Raw genomic sequence first — 20,374 nt, forward strand, 5'->3', positions numbered from 1 at the left:
CCGCCCCCGGGCGGTTCACTGCGCCGGGACAGGCCGGCGGTCAGCCGCCCGTGCCGAGGTCGGCCCGGTCGGCGGCGGCGCGGCCGGACTCCCAGCCCTCCCGGCTGTCGACCCGGCTGCCCCGGGCCCGGACCGTACGCGGGAAGACCCGGTCCATCGTCTCCCGCACCTGCTCGTCACGGGCGGCGAGCACCGGCAGCAGGTCGGTCGCCGCCACGGGACCGGGCTCCGCGACGGGGCCGGTGGGCCGGATCGCCTCCTCCAGCGCCGCCTTCGCGGCACCGGCCAGCCGCTCGCCGATCCGAACCGCGAACGCGACCAGGAACGACTGCCGGAACGCCTTGAGCCGGGCCCGGCCGGCCTTGCCGCCCGGCGGCTCGGCCCGCGCCATCGCCCGGTGCGCCTGGACCAGCAGCGACGCGTGGAGCAGGTCGACCGCGTCGATGTCGGCGTCGAAGCCGAAGACGGTCGCGAACCCGAACTCCGGTGACCACACCAGGTGGCAGCGGTTGGCCCGGGCCACCGCGTCCAGCAGCGACGCCTTCTCGCTCTCGTACGGGTGGTCGACGCCGATCCGTCGCGCGAACGGCACCACCGTCGCGGTGTCGTCCCGCGCCGCCGACAGCGCCTCGTCCAGGCTGTGCCGGGCGATCAGTTCCTGGGCCTTGGCTGTGTACGCCTCCGCCTCGGCCGGATAGGCGGTCGACTCCGCCTTGGCCAGCAGGGCGCGTACCCGGTCCAGCAGCCGGTGGTCGACCCGGCCGCGCGGGCCGGCGGTCCGGGCGGCGGTGCCGGGCGGCGGGATCAGGACCTCGATCGGCGGCAGTTCGGCCAGGATGCCGAGCAGGGTCAACACCAGATCGAGTACGGCCACCCGGTCGAGCTTCCACCGGCCGGCCAGGTCGCCGAGGTAGCCGCCGGAGTTTCGCCACCAGACGTGCGCGCCCAGCGCGTCGGCCTGGCTCAGCCACCGCTCGTCGACGCTCTCGCGCGGGAACCGGCGAAGATGGGCGGCGACCGCGTCGGTCACCAGGTGGGCGTGCGTCACGGTGCCGTTGCGGGCCACGACCCGGTGCAGTTCGACCGGCTGCCAGCCGCCCCGCCACAGCCGCGCGAACGCGTCGTGCAGGACGTCGACGAGTATCGGGTCGACCTCGGCGGCCGGGGCGACGGTCAGCGCGTCCAGCCCGGCCTCGTAGCCCACGCCGCCGCGGACCACCGCCTCGATCCTGTCCCGCACCGTAGTCACCCGGACCAGGGTACGGCGAACGTGGCGGCTCCCGCCGGCCACCGGCGTACGTCGCCTACTGCGACTGGCTCGCAACTGCATACGATAGGCAACCGTGGAGACGCGTTCCGGTACCCCGAGGCCGATCACCCGCTACGGCGACCCGGTCCTGCACCGGCGTTGCGCGCCGGTCACCGAGTTCGACGACGCCCTCGCGGCGCTGATCGACGACATGTTCGCCAGCATGTACGCCGCCGAAGGGGTGGGCCTGGCGGCCAACCAGATCGGCGTCGACGCCCGGATCTTCGTCGTCGACTGCCCCGACGCCACCGGCGTCCACACCGTCGCCCACGTGGTCAATCCCGTGCTGCACCTGCCCGACCAGCGGGAACTCGTGCTCGACTCCGAGGGCTGTCTGTCCGTACCGGGGGAGCGGGCCGACCTGGCCCGGGCCGCGACCGCCTCGGTCACCGGATTCGACCGGCACGGGGCGCCGATCCGCCTCGACGGCACCGGTACGCTCGCCCGCTGTTTCCAGCACGAGGTCGACCACCTCGACGGCCTCGCGTACGTCGACCGGCTGCCGGCCCGGCGGCGCAAGAAGATCCTCGCCGCCAGCGAAGGGCACCCCGGCGTCGGTGCCGGGGTCGACCCGGACCGGTGAGGGTGACGGCGGTCCGGCTGGTCGGGGGACGGCCCGGGCGGGTCAGTGGACCGACTTGGCCCGCAGGTGTGCGCGTTCGCCCTGCCGGCCGAAGAGGCTGAGCACCTCGACGGGACCGGGCTCGGCGCTGCCGAACCAGTGCGGCACCCGGGTGTCGAACTCGGCGGCCTCGCCCTCGCTGAGCACAAGATCCTTGTCGCCGAGGACCAGCCGCAACCGGCCGTTCAGCACGTAGATCCACTCGTAGCCCTCGTGGGTCTGCGGGTCGGGGTCCGGGCGGGCCGGAATGAGCAGCTTGTACGCCTGCACCCCGCCGGCGCGCCGGGTCAGCGGGATCATCGTCATCCCGTTGCGGGTGACCGGGCGCAGGTGGACCCGGGGGTCGCCGGTCGGTGGCGCGCCGACGAGTTCGTCGATCTGCACGCCGTACGCCCGGGCGAGCGGCAGGAGCAGTTCGAGGGTGGGGCGGCGCTGGCCGGATTCCAGCCGGGACAGGGTCGACACCGAGATTCCGGTCGTCGCGGCCAGGTTGGCCAGGGTGATCTCCCGCTGCCGGCGGAGCGTGCGCAGGCGGGGGCCGACCGCGGCGAGCACGCTGTCCAGGTTGTCGTCCATCACCCCAGGTTGCCACGACAGCAAGCCCGTTTGCCTCCTGATTTCGTTCCCAAGATCCCCTGCCCCAGGTCCCGTGCCCCAAGATCCCGGTGATCAGGGATCAAGTCGCGCGTGTCGTCGGCGCGTCCAGGCTCCAGTTCCCTGATCACCGGGATCTTGGGCGCCGGAAGGACTTGCGCTGACCGCGAACAGGTCGGCGGGAACGGCCCGCGTGGGAGCCAATGGATCTGCGCGGCGGACCGCCGCGCGCGAACCCGGGGAGGATCGCATGGCGCGGCTGGCGGCATACGACGGGATAGCGGACTGGTACGAGACCGAGTTCCTGGGCGAACAGGGTGATTCCGACCCGATCGGCGTCCGGCGCCTTCTCGCCGGCCTGTTGGGGCCCGGCACCGGCCGGTGCCTGGAGATCGGCTGCGGCACCGGCACCCACGCCGGGCAGATCCGCGAACTGGGCTGGACCCCGTTCGGCGTGGACCTCTCCGCCGGCATGCTGCGCCACGCCCGGGGCCGGTTGCCGATCGCCCGGGCCGACGCGCGACGGATCCCGGTACGCGACGACGCCGTACCCGCCGCGGTCACGGTGATGGTGCACACCGACATGCCCGACTACCCCGACGTCGTACGCGAGGCGGCCCGGGTCCTGCGGCCCGGCGGCGTGCTCGTCCACATCGGAGTGCACCCGGCGTTCTGTGGCGGGTTCGCCGACCGCGCCGACAGTGCCGCCGTCGTCATCAGGCCCGGTTACCTGGACACGTACTGGACCCATGAGTCCTGGACCGACCAGGGCGTACGCGACAAGGTCGGAGCCATGCACCGGCCGCTGCCCGAACTGCTGCACACGTTCCTCGACGCCGGGCTGGTGCTCGAACGGTTCGACGAGGGCGGCAGCCCCTGCCCGACCACGTTCGCGGTCCGGGCCCGCAAACCGGCGTAGGAATCGCTTCGGGTTCCCTGTCCCTGGCCACGGATCGTGGTCCGGCCGCCGCGACGCCGCTGGTCGCGTGAACTCTGCCGGATGGCGCGGCGGGCGGCCGCGAGCGGGTCGGCGTTGCGGGCCCTGCGGCGGCGTACGGCCAACACCGTGACCGCCGCGGCGGCCAGAACCACCGCGGCACCGCCGACGATCCAGACCCAGTCGCTCATGGCGTAGATCGTAGGGACGCCCGGATGCGCGGCGCCACCGGTCGATCACATGATGCCGATTGTGGACATGGAAGGGGGCGCCGGACCTGTCGTCCGGCGCCCCTGTCCACTCAGGGTCTAGCTGATGACGAGGTCACCGCCGGAGGCGGTCAGGTTGATCTCCTCGCTCACCGTGCCGTTCCAGTCGGACGAGAACAGCAGGCGCTCCCCGTCCCACACCGTGATCGACACGGTGTCGCGGCGGCCGGGACCGCCGTTGTCGGTCGCGCTGACCCGCAGGGTCAGCCCGGTCGCGACCTCGACCGGGTTCTGCGGGGTGGACAGGTCGAACAGCGACACGTTGTAGCGTGCCTGCGCGACCCGGGAGGTCCGCCCCTTCTCCGCGCCGTAGGACAGCAGCTCGGAGCCCTGGAACTTGTACCGCTTGTCACCCGAGCGGTAGCCGACCAGGACCTTGCCGACCAGCTTGCCGCTGGTGTTGTTGAACTTGGCGTCCAGGTTCAGCTCGATCCGGTGGTCGTCGTCGAGCGGGTAGGCGCCGGCCGTACGGCCGCCCTTGACGTAGCCCGTGCCGCTGAAGAGGACCCCGCTCGGGGCCACGACCTTGACGGTGCCGGTGGCGGTGCCGTTGTAGCGGCCGGCGACCACCGCGGTCACCTCGGTCGTGCCGATCGGCAGCGTGGCCACGCAGCCGGCGGAGCCGCCGGTCACGTCGGACGCCACGAGCTTGACCTCGGTGCTGCACAGCGTGGTGTCGCCCGCCTTGAAGGTGGCGGGCGTACCACGGACGTCACCGGACTCGCCGGTCACCTTCGCCTGGAGCATTACCTGGGCCGAGCCGGCCCCGTCGGTCGCGTACGCCAGCGTGTCGCCGGTGTAGGTGACCTCCGCCTCCTGGACCTGGTCGATGCGGATGTCCGCGTCGTTGAGGTCGAAGAAGACGTTGCCGATCGCCTCGATCTTGATCCGGGCGGTGGTCGTGGTGATGTTCGGCAGCGTCACGGTCGCGCTGCCGTTGTTGGCCGTCGACTCCGCCAGCACGTACGGGAAGGTCTTCGCGCCGTCGACCGACAGCGAGATCTTCACGTTGGTCGCGTTGACCGGGGCGACGTTGGTGTTGGCCACGTCCCAGGTGATCGACTGGGTCGAGCCGCCGAGCAGGAACGACGGGGTCACCTGCGAGGTGACCAGGAACGGTCCGGCCTCCGGGGCGAGCACCAGCGCGGTCTGCGCGCTGCCGACGCCGCCGCCACCCGGCCGGGTGTCCCGGGCGGTGAGCTTGAAGTGCATCGTCCGGTCGTTGTCGTAGCCGACCCAGTCCGCGGTCGGCAGGAACTCCGAGTAGCAGTCCACCAGTGCCGCCGGCACGTTGGACGCGCTGCCGCTGGCCGGCGGTGCCGGCGCGGCCGGGCAGGCGCCGGTCTTGGCGTTGGTGTTGTTGACCAGGATCTGCTTGACGTCGGGGAAGACCCGGGTCGGGTTGTTGCCGACCGCGTTCAGCCCCGGCGAGTGGTACTGCTGGGTGTCGGAGTCGCTGACGATGGCCGCCTCGCCGAAGACCCGGAACAGCGGGCCGTTGGTCTTGACGTTGTCGACCAGGCCGGTGCCGGCGCTGCTGCCACCGCTGATGCCGCCGCGGTCGTTCTGCTCCCACAGGTAGGTGAGGGCGTCGCCGTCGGCGTCGGTCGCGCTGCCGGTCAGGGCGAACGGCGTCCGGACCGGGATCGTGTACGTCTCCGGCACGGTGACGACCGGGGCGTGGTTGGCGGTCTCCTCGATCTTCCAGCCGCCGTTGTCGACCGGGCCGCCCTTGGCGGTCTCACCGACGAAGCCGGTGACCCCGTTGAGGTTGCCCAGGGTCAGCGACGTTACGTTGGTCTGCGCCAGCGGGCCGCCGTTGAAGGTGACCTGGAAGCCGTAGTCGTTGAGCGCGCCGCTGCCGCCGAACGCCGCGACGGTGACGGTGGCGCCGGCCGGCCAGCTGGCGATGCCCTCGATCGCGGCCTTGATGCCGGCGGTCGTGTAGTTGGTGCCGCGCACGATCGGCGCCGAGAGCTGGTTGCGGTAGCGGATGCTGAACGAGTCACCGTCGGTGTCGAAGTCCCGCAGCGAGACCGTCTGCACCTCGTTGATCGCCGGCCGGGCCGAGTTGATGAACGTGGTGATCTCGAAGAAGGTGCGCTGCGACCAGTACGGGTCGCTGTGCGGCTGCAGGTTGTCCTGCTGGCAGATGCCGGCGTACGCCATGATCGACGAACCGCTGCCCGGCTCGTACGAGTTCGTGGCGCTGCGGTTGCCACCGGAGCAGTTCCACTGGGTGCCGTTGAAGGTGTGGTTACCGGCGAACTGGTGGCCGATCTCGTGCGCCACGTAGTCGACCGCGAAGTAGTCGCCGATCGGGTTCGGCAGGCCGGTGCAGCCACGGGCCTTGCCGTCGCCGCCGACCACGCCGAGGCCGGCGACGCCGCCACCGGGCAGGCCGAAGCCGATGTGCCCGACGTCGTAGTTGCTGGCGCCGACGAGCTGGCCGAGGACGATCCGGTTGCGGTTCAGCGTGCCGCCGGTGCAGCCGGTCAGCTGCGCCTCGGTGTAGCACGGCGAGGCGCCGCACGGCCCGTTCGGGCCGGCGGCCATCTCGACCGTGTTCAGGTTCGTCTTGTCGGTGTCGTTGATCAGCACGAGCCGGATCGCGGTCTCGTCCTCGTAGATCTGGGTCACCCGGTTGATCAGCGTCACCTTGGCGGCGGTCACGTTGTCCGCGCCGAAGTAGTTCGCGTACGACGGGTCGGTGACCAGGGCCAGCCGGTAGGTGCGCAGCTTCACCTTCGGCCCGACCTCGGAGTCCTGCTGGAGCCCGGTGATCTCGTCCTCGAGGTCGTGGTGCATGTGCCCGACGTCCTCGCGCTCGACCAGCGGGCCCTTGGTGTTGACCAGGTCGTGGGCGTAGTAGCTGGCGTAGACGCTCTGGTCCCGGAAGTACGGGTCGACGTACCACGGGCCGTCCGACGAGCGGACCGACGCGTGGAAGCCGAGCGGCGTCAGGTCGGCGCGGATCGTCGCCGTCGCGTCGTCGAGACCCTTACCGGCGTACGTCTTGATGTCCGGGTGCTTGGCCGCCAGCCCCTCTTCCATGACCGGCGAGTCGACGACCTCGAACCGCTGCAGCTTGCCGTCGGGGGCAGGCACGGTCAGGACCAGCGGCGCCTGCTGCGTGGCGGCCCGGGCGGATTCGTCGGGTGCCCGCTCGAGTTGGCCGGCGATCATGTCGCGGTCGAGGGTGTACGCGGCCAGCTTCGTGGCCTGGATGTCGGCGGGCTGCCCGCCGCGGGCGGCGGCGGGCGCACCGTCCACCTTGTGCCACGGCCCGGTCGGGGCGGGCGGCGGCGCGGCGGTCGCCCCGGTCGGGCTCAGCGCCGGCAGCAGGGCCACCGCCAGTACGGCGGTCAGTGCGCCGGCGACCCGCCCGCGCCGGCCCCGGCCGGTAGGTGTCGGAGGGAATCTCAAGTTGTCGTCTCCTTCTGCCCCGGCGCGCGGCACACGCGCCGGTGTGGATCTTTCAGGGAGTCCTCCGACGCTAGGCCGCCCGTCATATCTGGCAACATCAGCCATACGGCCGGTACACAGGGGATTCACCCGATCGCTGACCGCCATTCACGATCGAATCGTTACAAGACCGTCTTCTTCGGGGCATGTATGGATGTCTCCTTCCCGCGAGCGGCCGCTCGGCCAGGTCCGAGGCGCCCGGGCGGCATACGCCTGTCGTGGCTGACAGCGAATTCAGTGTGGATACGCCGAATTCGCTGTGGGCCACGACAGCAATACCTGCCCGGCACCCAACCCGCGTGCGGCCCGGAGGCCGGTTGCGGAAGATGGGATACGTGGTCGACGACAGCGGTGAGTCCGCCGAGCAACGCCTGTACGACGCAGCGACGCGGTGGGACGTCGATTCCGGGTACGGCCCGGCGGACATGATCGATGCCGCCTGCCGGGCGCTGGTCGACGGGCTGGACTCACCGGCGCTGCGCGAACTCGCCGGCACGTCGGCGCGGGACTCCTCGTGGGACATCCGCGAACTCGTCCGCACGGCGTTGGACGAACTCCGGATTCCCCGCCCGGGCGCTGTTCCCACCGGCTACGCCGTGGCGGCGGGCGGCGGGACGACCCGCCGGCCGGGAGTCGACTCGCTCCGGCTGGAGGTGCGGCCGGCGCAGAGCCCGGCCGGCGGCGACTTCCAGGTGCTCGTCCACGTGAACGGCGCGGAGATGACGTCCGCCGGCGCCGGGCTCGGCATGGATCCGTACGACCTGCTCGTTCCGACGAGTGGCCTGGCCGCCGCCGACCGGCCGCGCACCGTACCCATCGCCCGCTGCACGTGCGGCGTCTACGGCTGTGCGTCCACCGACGTCACCATCACCCGCGACGGCGACCGGGTGCACTGGGAGTGGTCGAAGGAGGTGCCCATGCACCGGGCCGTCACCTTCGCGGCGACCGGATACGACGCCGAACTCGCCCGGGTCGCCGCCGACCACTCCTGGGAGACCCCGGCACGGACCGCCGGACGTCTCGTGCTGACCGGTATCGACCGGGAACGGCTGCTCGGCCACGGGCTCAGAGCCGACTGGGTCGCCCATTCCTACGGCGACGACGACACGTTCCGGATCGCGCTCGGACTCGACGACGACTACCAGATCTTCGTCGACATCCCCGTACGCGGCCGTGGCCCCGAGGAACTCGCACGCGAGGTGTGCGCCACCCTGGCCCGTCCACCCGCCAGGTGGCGCGCCACCTGGCACGCGATCAAACCGACGCTGACCGGGCCACCGAAGATCGCGGGGCGGTCCTGGCGGCCGTTCAGATACCGCTAGCCTCACGCCATGACGTACCCGTGGGGCGACTCGCGCCGCGCGTTCACCGACGCGGCGGAGTGCTTCGTCCGCACCGCCGCCCTCGTCGGCGACCGGTGGGACCGGCCCGGGCTGGGGGAGTGGGACGTACGCGCCCTCGTCGGCCACACCAGCCGCTCCCTGCTGACGGTCGAGGCGTACCTCGCCCGACCGGCGGCGACCGTCGAGGTCGCCTCCGTCGCCGGCTACTACCGCGCCATCCGGACCGCCGCCGCCGGCCCGGACGCCGCGGCCCGGGGGCGTGCCGCAGGGGCCGCCCTCGGTGCCGACCCGGCGGCCGCGGTGGCGGAGATCGCCGCCCGGGTGCTGCCGCTCGTCGAGGCACGCGACGGTACGGAACCGGTGACCACGATCGCCGGCGGCATGCGGCTCGGCGACTACCTGCCGACCCGGACGTTCGAGCTGACCGTCCACACGGCCGACCTCGCCACCGCACTGGACCTGCCGGCGGTGTTGCCTCCGACGGCCGCCGCCCAGGCGCTGCGTGTCGTCGCCGACCTCGCCGCTCCGGACGGGCTGGCCGGTCCGTTGCTGCTCGCCGCCACCGGCCGGTCGGGGCTGCCGGCGGGCTTCTCGGTGCTCTGAGGTCGTGGTGATCGTCTGCGGCTCAGACAGTCCTGGTACGGCGTGTCGAGTGCCTGAACCGCAGACGATCGAGGCCGATCGTCTCGCGAGACGAGGGCGCGCCCGGCAGGATTCGAACCTGCGGCCTTGAGATTAGAAGTCTCCTGCTCTATCCGCTGAGCTACGGGCGCCTGTGCCGCGCCAGCAGGCTACCGCCCGCCAGTGGATGGCTGGTTACCGGTACGGCGAGGTGCTGGCCAGGTCATCCTAGGTTCCGGGCCGGCGGCAGACGAGCACAATCCGGCCTCGGCCGATCTCACACCCGCCCCGCCGCCGGCGTGAAGAAAGCGTTACGGGCTCCGCACAGCGAAGGCGCGGAGTCCGAAACAGCCTGTTCTAAGCTTCGCGGTCACCAGATCCGGCGCTGGCCGGGTCGTCGACCACGGAGCAGCCATGGCCTTCCCGACCGCTGTCCGCCCCGACACGACCGACCGCAACCCGTCCCGCCGTACCGGCCGGTGGATCGACCACTGGGAGCCGGAAGATCCCGCATTCTGGGCGTCGACCGGCAGGCGGGTCGCCCGCCGCAACCTCGTCCTGTCGATCTTCGCCGAGCACCTGGGTTTCTCGGTCTGGGTGATCTGGAGCATCGTCGCGGTCAACCTGAACAGCGTCGGGTTCGCGTTCACCGAGAGCCAGCTCTTCTGGCTGGTCGCGATCCCGAACCTGGTCGGGGCGACGCTGCGGCTGCCGTACACGTTCGCGGTGCCGAAGTTCGGCGGCCGGAACTGGACGATCGTGTCCGCGCTGGTCCTGGTCGTGCCGTGCGTCGCGCTGGCGTTCGCGGTCTCCGGCCCGGGTACGTCGTTCGGGACGATGCTGTTCGTCGCGGCACTGGCCGGCGTCGGCGGCGGCAACTTCGCCTCGTCGATGACGAACATCTCGTACTTCTATCCCGAAAAGGACAAGGGCTGGGCGCTCGGCCTGAACGCGGCCGGCGGCAACATCGGGGTGGCGGTGGTGCAGGCACCGTTCGTGGTGTCGGCGGTCGTGACCGCCGGAGCCGGCATCCACCTGGCCCGGGCCGGCTGGATGTGGGTGCCGCTCGCGCTGCTGTCCGCCTTCCTGGCCTGGCGCTACATGGACAACCTGTCGGTGGCCCGGACCGACTTCGGCTCCAGTGTCGTGGCGGCGAAGCGCCTGCACACTTGGGTGATGTCGTTCCTCTACATTGGCACGTTCGGCTCGTTCATCGGCTACGCGGCCGCCTTCCCGCTGCTGATCAAGGGGCAGTTCCCCGAGGTGAACGTGACGACGTACGCGTTCCTGGGCGCCCTGGTCGGATCGCTGGTGCGGCCGATCGGCGGCCGGCTCGCCGACCGGGTCGGCGGTGGGGTGGTGACCGCCGCCAGCTTCCTGGCGATGGGGCTCGGCGTGCTCGGTGTGGTGGGCGCGCTGCGGGTGGGCAGCTTCGGGCTGTTCCTGGCCTGCTTCATGGTGCTGTTCCTGGCGACCGGGGTCGGCAACGGCTCGACGTACCGGATGATCCCGGCGATCTTCCGGCACGGTGTGGACCCGGCCGACGCCGCCGCCACCGCGACGATGAAACGCCAGGCCGCCGCCGCGATCGGGATCATCTCGGCGGTCGGCGCGTACGGCGGGTTCCTGGTGCCGCGGACGTACGGATGGTCGACGTCGGCGTTCGGGTCGATCGAGCCGGCCCTGTTCGTCTACGTCGGCATCTACGCCGTGATGATCGCCGTCACCTGGTGGTTCTACCTGCGCCGGAGCACCGAGATGGCGAAGGCGGGCGTGTGACCGGGCACGGCGCGGTGACCGAGCGCGGCGAGGGAACCCCGGCAATCTCGGGCACGGACACCCACTGTCCGTACTGCGCGCTGCAGTGCGCCCAGCGCCTGCACGGTGAGCCGCTCGCCGCCGAACCCCGGGCATTTCCCACCAACAACGGCGGAATGTGCCAGAAGGGCTGGACGAGCACCGAGCTGCTGCGGGTGCCGGACCGCCTCACGACCCCGCTGCGTCGCACCGCGTCGGGATTCGAGCCGGTCGGCTGGGACGAGGCACTGGACGACATCGCCGCCCGGGTCGGCGCGCTGCGCGCGGCGTACGGCCCGGACGCCATCGCCGTCTTCGGCGGCGGCGGGCTGACCAACGAGAAGGCGTACCAGCTCGGCAAGTTCGCCCGGTTGGCGTTGCGGACCCGGCTCATCGACTACAACGGACGGTTCTGCATGTCGTCGGCCGCGGCGGCCGGGAACCGGGCGCTCGGTGTCGACCGTGGACTGCCGTTCCCGCTGACCGACCTGCGCGACGCCGACGCCGTCCTGCTGCTCGGCAGCAACCTGGCCGACACCATGCCGCCCGCCGTCCAGCACCTCGGCCCGGTCCGGGAACGGGGCGGGCTCGTCGTCGTCGACCCGCGCCGCTCGTCGACCGCCCGGCTGACCGACGACGGCGCCGGCGAGCACCTGCAACCCCGGCCCGGCACCGACCTCGTACTGCTGCTCGGGCTCCTGCACCTCGTGCTCGGGGGCGGGCTCGCCGACCTGGCCTACCTGCGGGACCGGGTCGACGGCCTCGACGGGGTACGCCGCAGCGTGGCCGAGTGGTGGCCGGAGCGGGTCGCGGACGTCACCGGCGTCGCCGAGCCGCGACTGCGCCGGGTCGCGGCGCTGCTCGCCGACGCCGCCGCCCACCGGGGCGGTCGCGGCGTCTTCGTGCTGACCGGGCGCGGTGTCGAGCAGCACGTCGACGGCACCGACACGGTCACCGCCGCGATCAACATCGCGCTGGCGCTCGGCGCCGTCGGGGCCGGGCGGGGCGGGTACGGCGCGATCACCGGCCAGGGCAACGGGCAGGGCGGCCGCGAACACGGCCAGAAGTCCGACCAGTTGCCCGGCTACCGGATGATCGACGACCCGGCGACCCGGGCCCACGTGGCCCGGGTCTGGGGCGTCGACCCCGACCTGATCCCCGGCAAGGGCGTGCCGGCCGTCGAACTGCTGTCGATGCTCGGCGCCCCGGGCGGGCCACGGGCGCTGTTCGTGCACGGCAGCAACATCGTCGTCAGCGCGCCGGACGCCGCGGCGGTCCGCCGCCGGATCGAGGCGCTGGACCTCGTCGTCGTCTGCGACCTGGTGCCGTCGGAGACGGCCCGGCTCGCCCACTACGTCCTGCCGGTCACCCAGTGGGCCGAGGAGGAGGGCACCATGACCAACCTCGAAGGACGGGTGCTGCGCCGCCGGAAGGCCGTCGACCCGCCGCCCGACGTACGCTCCGAACTGGAGATCTTCGCCGGGCTGGCCGGCCGGCTGGCGGCGCCCGGAACGTGGTCGACCGAACCCCGCGAGGTCTTCGACGAGCTGCGCCGGGCCAGCGCCGGTGGGCGCGCCGACTACGCGGGCATCAGCTACGCCCGGCTCGACGCGGGGGAGGCGCTCTACTGGCCGTGCCCCGACGAGACCCATCCGGGCACCCCGCGCCTGTTCCGGGACGGGTTCCCGACCCCGACCGGCCGGGCCCGGATGGTGCCGGTACGTGCGGTCGGCCCCGCCGACGACGTACGCGCCGACGCCCCCGTCTACCTCGTCACCGGCCGGCTGCTCCAGCACTACCAGTCCGGTGCGCAGACCCGCCGGGTCGCCCGGCTCAACGACTCCCAGCCCCACGCGTACGTCGAGATCCACCCCAACCTCGCCGACCGGCTCGGGATCGACGCGGCGGTGGACCTGCGGCTCACCTCGGACCGCGGCTCGATGGTCGCGCCGGCCCGGATCAGCCCCGACATCCGGCCCGACACCGTCTTCGTCCCGTTCCACTTCGCCGACGCCGGCATGGTCAACGCCCTGACCAACGACGCGACCGACCCGGTCTCGGGGATGCCGGAGTTCAAGGTCTGCGCCGTCCGGGTCGAGGTCGCCGACGGCACGGCGGGGGAGGTGCCGCGGTGAGGATCGTGATCGTCGGCGCCGGCATGGTCGGCCACCGGCTCGCCGACGAACTCGTCCGCGCCGCCGGGGCCGGTGCCTCCCGGGCCGCTGATGACCGGGCCGGCGGCGACCTCCACGTGATCCTGCTCGGCGACGAGGCGCACGAGCCGTACAACCGGGTCATGCTGTCGGAACTCCTCGCCGGCCGGATCGACCTGGCCGGGATCGAGCTGCCCCGGCTCGACCCGGACCGGGTCCGGGTACGCCTCGACGCACCCGTCCGCGCCATCGACCCGGCCCGCCGCGAGGTCGTCACCGACACCGACCGGATCGGCTACGACCACCTGGTCCTGTGCACCGGCGCCCGCCCCCGGATACCGGACGTACCGGGACTGCGTGACGGGCTGCCCGGCGGGGCGTACGCCGTGCGGCGGGTCGACGACGTACGGGACATCTCGGCCGCCGCGCTCAACGCCCGCCACGCGATCGTCGTCGGGGTCGGACCGCTCGGCGTCGAGGTCGCCTGCGCGCTGCGGCATCGCGGCACCGCCGTCAGCCTGCTGGCCCCGGAGTCCGCGATGCTGAACCGCGACCTCGACGAGCCGGTCGGCGAGATCGTCGCCCGCACCGCCGGCGACCTCGGCATCGGCTTCGTCCGGGACGCCGAACTCGTCGCGGTCGAGGCCGACGGCGGCCACGTCACCGCCGTACGGCTGGCCGACGGCCGGCGGGTCGACTGCGACCTGCTCGTCCTGGCCTGCGGCGCCGGCCCCGACACCGACCTCGCCGCCCGCGCCGGCCTGCCGACCGACCGGGGGATCGTGGTGGACGACCAACTGCGTACCGGCGACCCGCACGTGTCCGCGATCGGCGACTGCGCGCAGACCCCGGACGGAGTCAGCGGCCTGATCGCGCCGGGCTGGGCCCAGGCCCGCGCCCTCGCCCGCCGGCTGCTGCGCGGCGAACCGGTCGGGCCCATCCCGATCGAGGGTGCGACGATGCGGCTCAAGGCGGTCGGGATGAGCGTGGTGACGATGGGCGTACGCGCCTCGACGGCCCGCGACGCCGACCGGGTGCTGGTGCTCGACGACCGTCGGGCCCGCCGCCACGTCGAGGTGGTCGTCCGCGCCGGCACCCTGATCGGGCTGACCTGTGTCGGCGCACCGGAGATGGCGGCGCGGCTGGCCAGCCAGTACGACCGCCCCGGCATCGTGCCGCCCGACCCGCTCGCGCTCCTGCTCGCCGACGCCCCGCGCGAGGCCAACCCGTCGCCGACGACGATGCCCTCGTCCACCACCGTCTGCCGCTGCAACGGCGTCACCAAGGGCGACCTCGTCCACGCCTGGTCGGACGGGTGCACGTCGGTCGACGCGCTGGTGGCGGACACCCGGGCCACCAGCGGCTGCGGCGGCTGTCGCGAACTGGTGTGCGGGATCGCGCGGTGGCTGGAGCGGTCCGATCCGCCCCTCACAGCCAGCCGGCTCGCCGCGTGAGGCAACCGTCGTTGGCCGGTAACAGCGGGAGCGAAGACATGAAACCCCTGATCCCTACGGTCTGAGCCATGACGGCAAGGAAGCGGCTCGTCGTGGCCGGAGCGGGCATGGTCGCACAGCGCCTGGTCGAGGCACTGGTCGAACGCGGCGCCGACACGGAGTGGGACATCGCGGTCTTCGGCGAGGAGAGCCGCCGCCCGTACGACCGGGTGGCCCTGACCTCGTACTTCGCCGACCTGGACCCGGACAACCTGCTGCTCGGCGACCCCGGTCTGTGGACCCGGCCCGGGGTCCGGCTGCACCGCGACACACCGGTGACCGCGATCGACCCGGCCCGGCGTACGGTCACCGCCCGCGGCACCGCGCACCGCTACGACGCCCTCGTGCTCGCCACCGGCTCCTACGCCACGGTTCCCCCGGTCGAGGGCAGCGACCTGCCCGGCTGTTTCGTCTACCGGACCGTCGACGACGTCGCGGGCCTGCGCACCTGGGTGCTGCGCCGGCAGGAGCAGCTCGGCCGGCCGGTGCGCGGCGCGGTGGTCGGCGGCGGCCTGCTCGGGCTGGAGGCCGCCGGGGCGCTCACCGCGCTCGGCGCCACGACGACCGTCGTGGAGTTCGCCGACCGGCTCATGCCGGTGCAGCTCGACCAGGGTGGCGGGGCGGCCCTGCGGCGCATCGTCGAGGGACTCGACGTGACGGTCCGCACCTCGACCGCGACGTCGAGCCTGCGGGCCGGCCGGGACGGCAACGTCGCCCGGATGGTCTTCGCCGACGGCGACACCGTCGGGGTCGACGTGGTCGTCTTCGCCACCGGCGTACGGCCCCGCGACGAACTGGCCCGCGCCGCCGGCCTCGCCGTACACGAGCGCGGCGGCGTTCTCGCCGGATCCGACTGCCGCACCAGCGACCCCGACGTCTTCGCCGTCGGCGAGGTCGCCCACGTCGCCGGCCGGGTCTGGGGCCTGGTCGGACCCGGGTACGCGATGGCCGAGGTCGTCGCCGACCGGCTGGTGGGCGGCGCCGCCACCTTCACCGGCGCCGACCTCTCCACGAAGCTGAAACTCCTCGGCGTCGACGTCGCCAGCTTCGGCGACGCGTTCGCGGCCACCGCCGGCAGCCTGGAGGTCGTGTACGCCGACCCGGTCGCCGGCGTCTACAAGAAGCTCGTCCTCAGCGACGACGCGTCGACCCTGCTCGGCGGGATGCTGGTCGGCGACGCGTCGGCGTACACGGGCCTGCGGCCGATGGTCGGCGGCTCGCTGGGCGGCGACCCGACCGGCTGGCTGCTGCCGGACGGGGTCGAGCCGCCCTCGTCGACGGAGCTGCCGGACGCGGCCACCGTCTGCTCGTGCAACAACGTCACCGCCGGCACGATCCGCCGCGCGGTGACCGACCAGGGCCGCACCGACCTCGCCGGGGTGAAGGCGTGCACGAAGGCCGGCACCAGCTGCGGGTCCTGTGTGCCACTGGTCAAGCGGCTGCTGAACGCCGAACTGGCCCGGGCCGGCGTCGAGGTGAGCGACAACCTGTGCGAACACTTCGCCCACAGCCGGGCGCGGCTGTTCGACATCGTGCGGGTCAGCGGCATCACCACGTTCAGCGAACTGCTCGACCGGCACGGCCGGGGGCGTGGCTGCGACATCTGCCGGCCGGTCGCGGCCTCGATCCTGGCCTCGCTCGGGCACGGGCACGTGCTCGACGGCGAGAACGCCGCGTTGCAGGACACCAACGACCACGTGATGGCCAACCTCCAGAAGGACGGCACCTACTCGGTCGTGCCCCGTATCCCCGGCGGTGAGATCACCCCGGAGGGCCTGATCGCGATCGGTGAGGTGGCCCGCGACTTCGACCTCTACACGAAGATCACCGGCGGGCAGCGGATCGACCTGTTCGGGGCGCGGATCGAGCAACTGCCGGCGATCTGGTCCCGGCTCGTCGACGCCGGCTTCGAGTCCGGCCACGCGTACGGCAAGTCGCTGCGCACGGTGAAGTCGTGCGTCGGCCAGAGCTGGTGCCGGTACGGCGTACAGGACTCCGTCGGCCTCGCGATCGCGCTCGAACTGCGCTACCGGGGGCTGCGCTCCCCGCACAAGCTCAAGCTCGGTGTCTCCGGCTGCGCCCGGGAGTGCGCCGAGGCGCGCGGCAAGGACGTCGGCGTCATCGCCACCGACCGGGGCTGGAACCTCTACGTCGGCGGCAACGGCGGCTTCACGCCCCGGCACGCCGTCCTCTTCGCCGAGGACCTGTCGACCGAAGACCTGGTCCAGGCCATCGACCGCTTCCTCATCTACTACATCCGTACCGCCGACCGGCTGCAACGGACCGCACCCTGGCTGGAGTCGGTCGAGGGTGGGGTCGACGCCGTACGCGCCGTCGTCTTCGACGACAGCCTCGGCATCGCCGCCGACCTCGACGCGGCGATGAGCGCCCACGTCGGCGGCTACGAGGACGAGTGGGCGGCGACGCTGCGGGACCCGGAGAAGCTGCGCGGCTTCAGCTCGTTCGTCAACGCCGCCGACGAACCCGACCCGGATCTGGCGTACGTACGGGAAAGGGGCCAGAAGCGGCCCGCGACCCGGGCCGAACGCGCGGTCCTGATCGCCGGCGGCTCGCTGCCGGTCCGGACGGCGGGCGTCCTGTGAGCGAGCGGAGCGAGCGGGCCGGTTGGTTCAGTGTCGTTCACGGCGGTGCCGAGCGGAGCGAGGTGACGCTGTGAGCGAGCGGGCCGGTTGGCGGCGGGTGTGTGCGGTCGGTGATCTCGTGCCGGACCGGGGGAGGGCGGCGCTGGTCGACGACGAGCAGGTGGCCGTCTTCCTGCTCGCCGACACCGGCCGGGTGCACGCGGTCGCGCACCGCGACCCGTTCAGCGGCGCGAACGTGATGGCGCGCGGGCTGGTGGGTACGCGCGGGGAGCGGCCGACGGTCGCCTCGCCGATGCACAAGCAGGTCTTCGACCTGCGCACCGGCGAGTGCCTGGACGACCCGACGGTCCGGCTCCGGGTCTGGCCGGCCCGGGTCACCGACGGCTGGGTGGAGGTGCGGCCGTGACCGAGCGCAGCGAGGGGGTCGTGAGCGAGCGCAGCGAGGGGGCACCGTGACCGGGCTCGGGCCGGTGCTGGCCGGGACCCGCGTCCTCGTCACGGCGCAGCGCCGCGCCGACGAACTGGCCTCGGCGTTGCAGCGGCGGGGCGCCTCGGTGACGATCGCCGCGTCGATCGGGGTGGAGTCACACATTGACGAGGCGACGGTCCTCGACCGGACCCGCGAGTTCATCGCCGCCCCGGCCGACATCGTCGTCGTCACCACCGGCATCGGGTTCCGGAGCTGGCTGGACGTGGCCGAGACCTCCGAACTCGGCGAGGAACTGGTCAAGGCGCTGTCCCGCAGCCGGCTCATCGCGAGAGGGCCGAAGGCCCGGGGTGCCCTGCAGGCGGCGGGGCTGACGCCGGACTGGGTCGCCGAGTCGGAGACGTCGGCCGAGATCGGCGACTTCCTGTCCGCCGAGGGGATCGGCGGGCAGCGGGTCGTCGTACAGCATCACGGGGCCGGCGACGACGGGCTGGAGGAGCGGCTGACGGCGGCCGGGGCGGCCACGACCGGGCTGGTCGTCTACCGGTGGGGTGCGCCGCCGGACCCGACCGCGGTGCAGCATTCGGTGCGCGAGACGGCCGCCGGCGGCTACGACGCGGTGGCGTTCACCTCGGCCCCGGGCGCGGCGGCCTGGCTGCGGGCCGTACGCGAGCAGGAGGTCGCGGAACAGGTCGTCGCGGTCGGCCGGTGCGGGCGTACGGTCTTCGCGTCGGTCGGCAACGTGACCGCCGAACCGCTGCGTACGGCGGGACTGGAGCCGATCGTCCCGGAGCGGGCCCGGCTCGGCGCGCTCGTCCGGGCGATCATCATGCGGCTCGGCGACGACTCCGACAGCATCGGCACACCGGCCGGGCGGCTGCGGATCCGGGCCACCGCGGCGACCCTGGACCACCGGGTGCTTCCCGTGTCGCCGGGCGGCCTCTGCCTGCTGCGGTCGCTGGCCGAGCGGCCCGGTGCCGTGCGGTCCCGCGAGGAGTTGCTCGCCGACCTGCCGGGTGGTTCCAGCGACCCGCACACGGTGGAGATGGCGGTCGGCCGGCTGCGTGACATCGTCGGTCGGGACGTCGTGCAGACCGTCGTGAAGCGTGGATACCGGCTGGCGGTTCCGTCGTGAGCGGGCGGAACGGGGCGGGGGTGTGAGCCGCCCGCTGGTGGCCGTCAGCCACGGGACCCGGGATCCGCGTGGGCAGGCCGCGATCCGGGCGCTGGTCGGCGCGGTCCGCCGGCGCCGGCCCGACCTCGACGTCCGCGAGGCGTTCGTCGACGTCCAGGCCCCGGACCTCGGCGCCGTGCTGGACAGGGCCGGCCCGGCGGCCGTGGTCGTGCCGCTGCTGCTGGCGCCCGGACACCACGTACACGTCGACGTCGCCCGCGCGGTCGCGGCGGCCGGCGCGGTCGCGGCGCCGGCGCTGGCCCCCGACGACGGGATCGCGGCGGTCCTCGTCGACCGGCTGCGTGGCTGCGGTGCGGGCACCGACGACACGGTGGTCCTGGCGGCGGCCGGCTCCAGCGACGTACGGGCCCGGCCGGCCGTCGAGGAGACCGCCCGCCGGGTCGCGGCACTGTGGGGAGCGCCGGTCGAGGTCGGCTGTCTCGGCGGTACGGGCGAGCCGCTGCACGCGGTGCTCGCCCGGTCGTGGCGTCCGGGGCGGCGGGTGGTGTGCGCGGCGATGCTGATGGCGCCGGGGTTCTTCCACGACCGGCTCCGGTCGGCCGGCGCCGACCTGGTCACCGGCCCGCTGCTCGACGGCCGCCGGCCGGATCCGCGCCTGGTCGGCCTCGTCGTCGAACGCTACGAGGCGGCCCTCGCCGCCACCCTGGCCGGTTCCGGGGTGATCTCCGGCTGACCCGGTCGATGCCGGTCGCGGGCTGGGAAAATAGAGTCCTGACGACCCGCTGGCGCACCGGAGGAGTTTCAGCCTTGTCCACCCAGCCCGACAGCTACTTCATCCGGATCGACGAGAACCGCTACCGGCCGACCGAGTTGACCGGTGGCGCGTGGGCGCTGACCGAGCAGCACATCAGCCCGATGATCGGGCTGATCGTGCACGCGATCGACCGGTACGTCGCCGGCCGGGCACCGGACGGCATGGTCGTCGGCCGGATCAGCGTCGACATCCTCGGGGTCGTCGGGCTGGAGGACTTCGACCTGCACGTGGAGACCGTACGGCCGGGTCGCACGATCGAACTCGTCGAGGCCACCGTGGTCGCCAAGGACCGGCCCGCCGTACGGGCCCGGGTGTGGCGGCTCAGCGCCCACGACACCTCGTCCGTCGCCGGCGGTCAGGGCGAGCGGCTGCCCAGCCCCGACGACCTGGCCCGCTGGGCGATGTCGGAGACGTGGTCGGGCGGATACATCTCCTCGCTGGACGTGCGACCGGTCGGGGCGCCGACGCCGGGCCGGACCACCGCGTGGGTGTCGACGCCGGCCCGGCTCGTCGCCGGTGAGCCGAGCAGCACCCTGGCCCGTTTCGTCGGCCTGGTCGACACCGCCAACGGGATCGCCGCCCGTCAGCCGCCGACGGAGTGGCTGTTCCCGAACCTGGACCTGTCGATCCACCTGTTCCGGCAGCCGGCCGGAGAGTGGGTCGGGCTGGACACCACCGTCGTCTTCGGCGCCCACGGGCAGGGCCTGACCAGCACCGTCCTGCACGACCTGGCCGGCCCGGTCGGGCACGCCGAGCAGATCCTCACCGTCCGGCCGGCGCGCCGCTGACCCG

At 73.1% G+C, this 20,374-nt stretch carries 16 protein-coding genes and 1 tRNA gene; 13 read left to right on the forward strand and 4 right to left on the reverse strand.

Features of this window, described 5'->3' with window-relative positions:
- Positions 1 to 40 precede the first annotated feature (40 nt).
- Positions 41 to 1,249 (reverse strand): DUF2786 domain-containing protein, encoded by a 1,209-nt coding sequence (locus QCD66_RS06755; RefSeq protein WP_375733218.1) that lies wholly within the window; start codon positions 1,247 to 1,249, stop codon positions 41 to 43.
- A 94-nt stretch (positions 1,250 to 1,343) separates the two neighbouring features.
- Here QCD66_RS06755 and def point away from each other — a divergent pair, with 94 nt between their 5' ends.
- A complete protein-coding gene (gene def, locus QCD66_RS06760) occupies positions 1,344 to 1,892 on the forward strand; it encodes a peptide deformylase (RefSeq protein WP_375733217.1) in 549 nt (182 codons plus the stop codon).
- A 42-nt stretch (positions 1,893 to 1,934) separates the two neighbouring features.
- Here def and QCD66_RS06765 read toward each other — a convergent pair whose 3' ends face one another.
- Positions 1,935 to 2,507 carry a helix-turn-helix domain-containing protein gene (locus QCD66_RS06765; protein ID WP_375733216.1) on the reverse strand — a complete coding sequence of 191 codons (573 nt, stop codon included), beginning with the start codon at positions 2,505 to 2,507 and terminating at the stop codon, positions 1,935 to 1,937.
- 268 nt (positions 2,508 to 2,775) lie between these two features.
- Between QCD66_RS06765 and QCD66_RS06770 the strand changes: the two genes are divergently transcribed.
- Positions 2,776 to 3,444: a class I SAM-dependent methyltransferase gene (locus QCD66_RS06770; protein WP_375733215.1), complete on the forward strand. Its 669-nt coding sequence runs from the start codon at positions 2,776 to 2,778 to the stop codon at positions 3,442 to 3,444.
- 81 nt (positions 3,445 to 3,525) lie between these two features.
- On the forward strand, positions 3,526 to 3,660 hold the full coding sequence (locus tag QCD66_RS06775) for a hypothetical protein (RefSeq protein ID WP_375733214.1): 135 nt from the start codon (positions 3,526 to 3,528) through the stop codon (positions 3,658 to 3,660).
- Between the two features lie 110 nt (positions 3,661 to 3,770).
- Here QCD66_RS06775 and QCD66_RS06780 read toward each other — a convergent pair whose 3' ends face one another.
- Complete coding sequence (locus tag QCD66_RS06780; protein ID WP_375733213.1) at positions 3,771 to 7,157, reverse strand: M12 family metallo-peptidase; 3,387 nt, start codon at positions 7,155 to 7,157, stop codon at positions 3,771 to 3,773.
- Between the two features lie 374 nt (positions 7,158 to 7,531).
- Between QCD66_RS06780 and QCD66_RS06785 the strand changes: the two genes are divergently transcribed.
- Positions 7,532 to 8,518: a hypothetical protein gene (locus QCD66_RS06785; protein ID WP_407567041.1), complete on the forward strand. Its 987-nt coding sequence runs from the start codon at positions 7,532 to 7,534 to the stop codon at positions 8,516 to 8,518.
- Between the two features lie 9 nt (positions 8,519 to 8,527).
- A complete protein-coding gene (locus QCD66_RS06790) occupies positions 8,528 to 9,142 on the forward strand; it encodes a maleylpyruvate isomerase N-terminal domain-containing protein (RefSeq protein WP_375733212.1) in 615 nt (204 codons plus the stop codon).
- Positions 9,143 to 9,239: 97 nt separating this feature from the next.
- Here the strand turns inward: QCD66_RS06790 and QCD66_RS06795 are convergent.
- Positions 9,240 to 9,312, reverse strand: a tRNA-Arg gene (locus tag QCD66_RS06795).
- A 262-nt stretch (positions 9,313 to 9,574) separates the two neighbouring features.
- On the opposite strand from QCD66_RS06795, the gene QCD66_RS06800 reads away from it, so the two are divergent.
- From QCD66_RS06800 to QCD66_RS06835, 8 genes are all read left to right on the forward strand, one after another.
- The gene (locus QCD66_RS06800; protein ID WP_375733211.1) at positions 9,575 to 10,939 is read left to right on the forward strand and encodes an MFS transporter; all 1,365 of its coding nucleotides are present in this window, start codon (positions 9,575 to 9,577) and stop codon (positions 10,937 to 10,939) included.
- Positions 10,936 to 13,092 carry a molybdopterin oxidoreductase family protein gene (locus QCD66_RS06805; protein WP_375733210.1) on the forward strand — a complete coding sequence of 719 codons (2,157 nt, stop codon included), beginning with the start codon at positions 10,936 to 10,938 and terminating at the stop codon, positions 13,090 to 13,092. The genes QCD66_RS06800 and QCD66_RS06805 overlap by 4 nt, the downstream gene beginning before the upstream one ends.
- The gene (locus tag QCD66_RS06810; RefSeq protein ID WP_375733209.1) at positions 13,089 to 14,564 is read left to right on the forward strand and encodes an FAD-dependent oxidoreductase; all 1,476 of its coding nucleotides are present in this window, start codon (positions 13,089 to 13,091) and stop codon (positions 14,562 to 14,564) included. The genes QCD66_RS06805 and QCD66_RS06810 overlap by 4 nt, the downstream gene beginning before the upstream one ends.
- A gap of 68 nt (positions 14,565 to 14,632) precedes the next feature.
- A complete protein-coding gene (nirB, locus tag QCD66_RS06815; protein ID WP_375733208.1) occupies positions 14,633 to 17,206 on the forward strand; it encodes a nitrite reductase large subunit NirB in 2,574 nt (857 codons plus the stop codon).
- A gap of 70 nt (positions 17,207 to 17,276) precedes the next feature.
- On the forward strand, positions 17,277 to 17,612 hold the full coding sequence (gene nirD / locus QCD66_RS06820) for a nitrite reductase small subunit NirD (RefSeq protein ID WP_375733207.1): 336 nt from the start codon (positions 17,277 to 17,279) through the stop codon (positions 17,610 to 17,612).
- A gap of 46 nt (positions 17,613 to 17,658) precedes the next feature.
- Entirely contained in the window at positions 17,659 to 18,768 is a 1,110-nt protein-coding gene (locus QCD66_RS06825) for a uroporphyrinogen-III synthase (RefSeq protein ID WP_375733206.1), read from the forward strand.
- Positions 18,769 to 18,790: 22 nt separating this feature from the next.
- A complete protein-coding gene (locus QCD66_RS06830; protein WP_375733205.1) occupies positions 18,791 to 19,501 on the forward strand; it encodes a sirohydrochlorin chelatase in 711 nt (236 codons plus the stop codon).
- Between the two features lie 74 nt (positions 19,502 to 19,575).
- Positions 19,576 to 20,370, forward strand: a complete 795-nt coding sequence (locus QCD66_RS06835) for a thioesterase family protein (protein ID WP_375733204.1) — start codon at positions 19,576 to 19,578, stop codon at positions 20,368 to 20,370.
- The last annotated feature ends 4 nt before the right edge of the window (positions 20,371 to 20,374 follow it).

The organism is Polymorphospora sp. A560 (genome assembly GCF_045781765.1).
Taxonomy (GTDB): Bacteria; Actinomycetota; Actinomycetes; order Mycobacteriales; family Micromonosporaceae; genus Polymorphospora; species Polymorphospora lycopeni.

Coding starts and splice junctions, on each gene's coding strand:
- QCD66_RS06765 (WP_375733216.1), bottom strand. CDS start 2,507: ATGGACGACAACCTGGACAGCGTGCTCGCCGCGGTCGGCCCCCGCCTG.
- QCD66_RS06770 (WP_375733215.1), top strand. CDS start 2,776: ATGGCGCGGCTGGCGGCATACGACGGGATAGCGGACTGGTACGAGACC.
- QCD66_RS06775 (WP_375733214.1), top strand. CDS start 3,526: ATGGCGCGGCGGGCGGCCGCGAGCGGGTCGGCGTTGCGGGCCCTGCGG.
- QCD66_RS06790 (WP_375733212.1), top strand. CDS start 8,528: ATGACGTACCCGTGGGGCGACTCGCGCCGCGCGTTCACCGACGCGGCG.
- QCD66_RS06800 (WP_375733211.1), top strand. CDS start 9,575: ATGGCCTTCCCGACCGCTGTCCGCCCCGACACGACCGACCGCAACCCG.
- nirB (WP_375733208.1), top strand. CDS start 14,633: ATGACGGCAAGGAAGCGGCTCGTCGTGGCCGGAGCGGGCATGGTCGCA.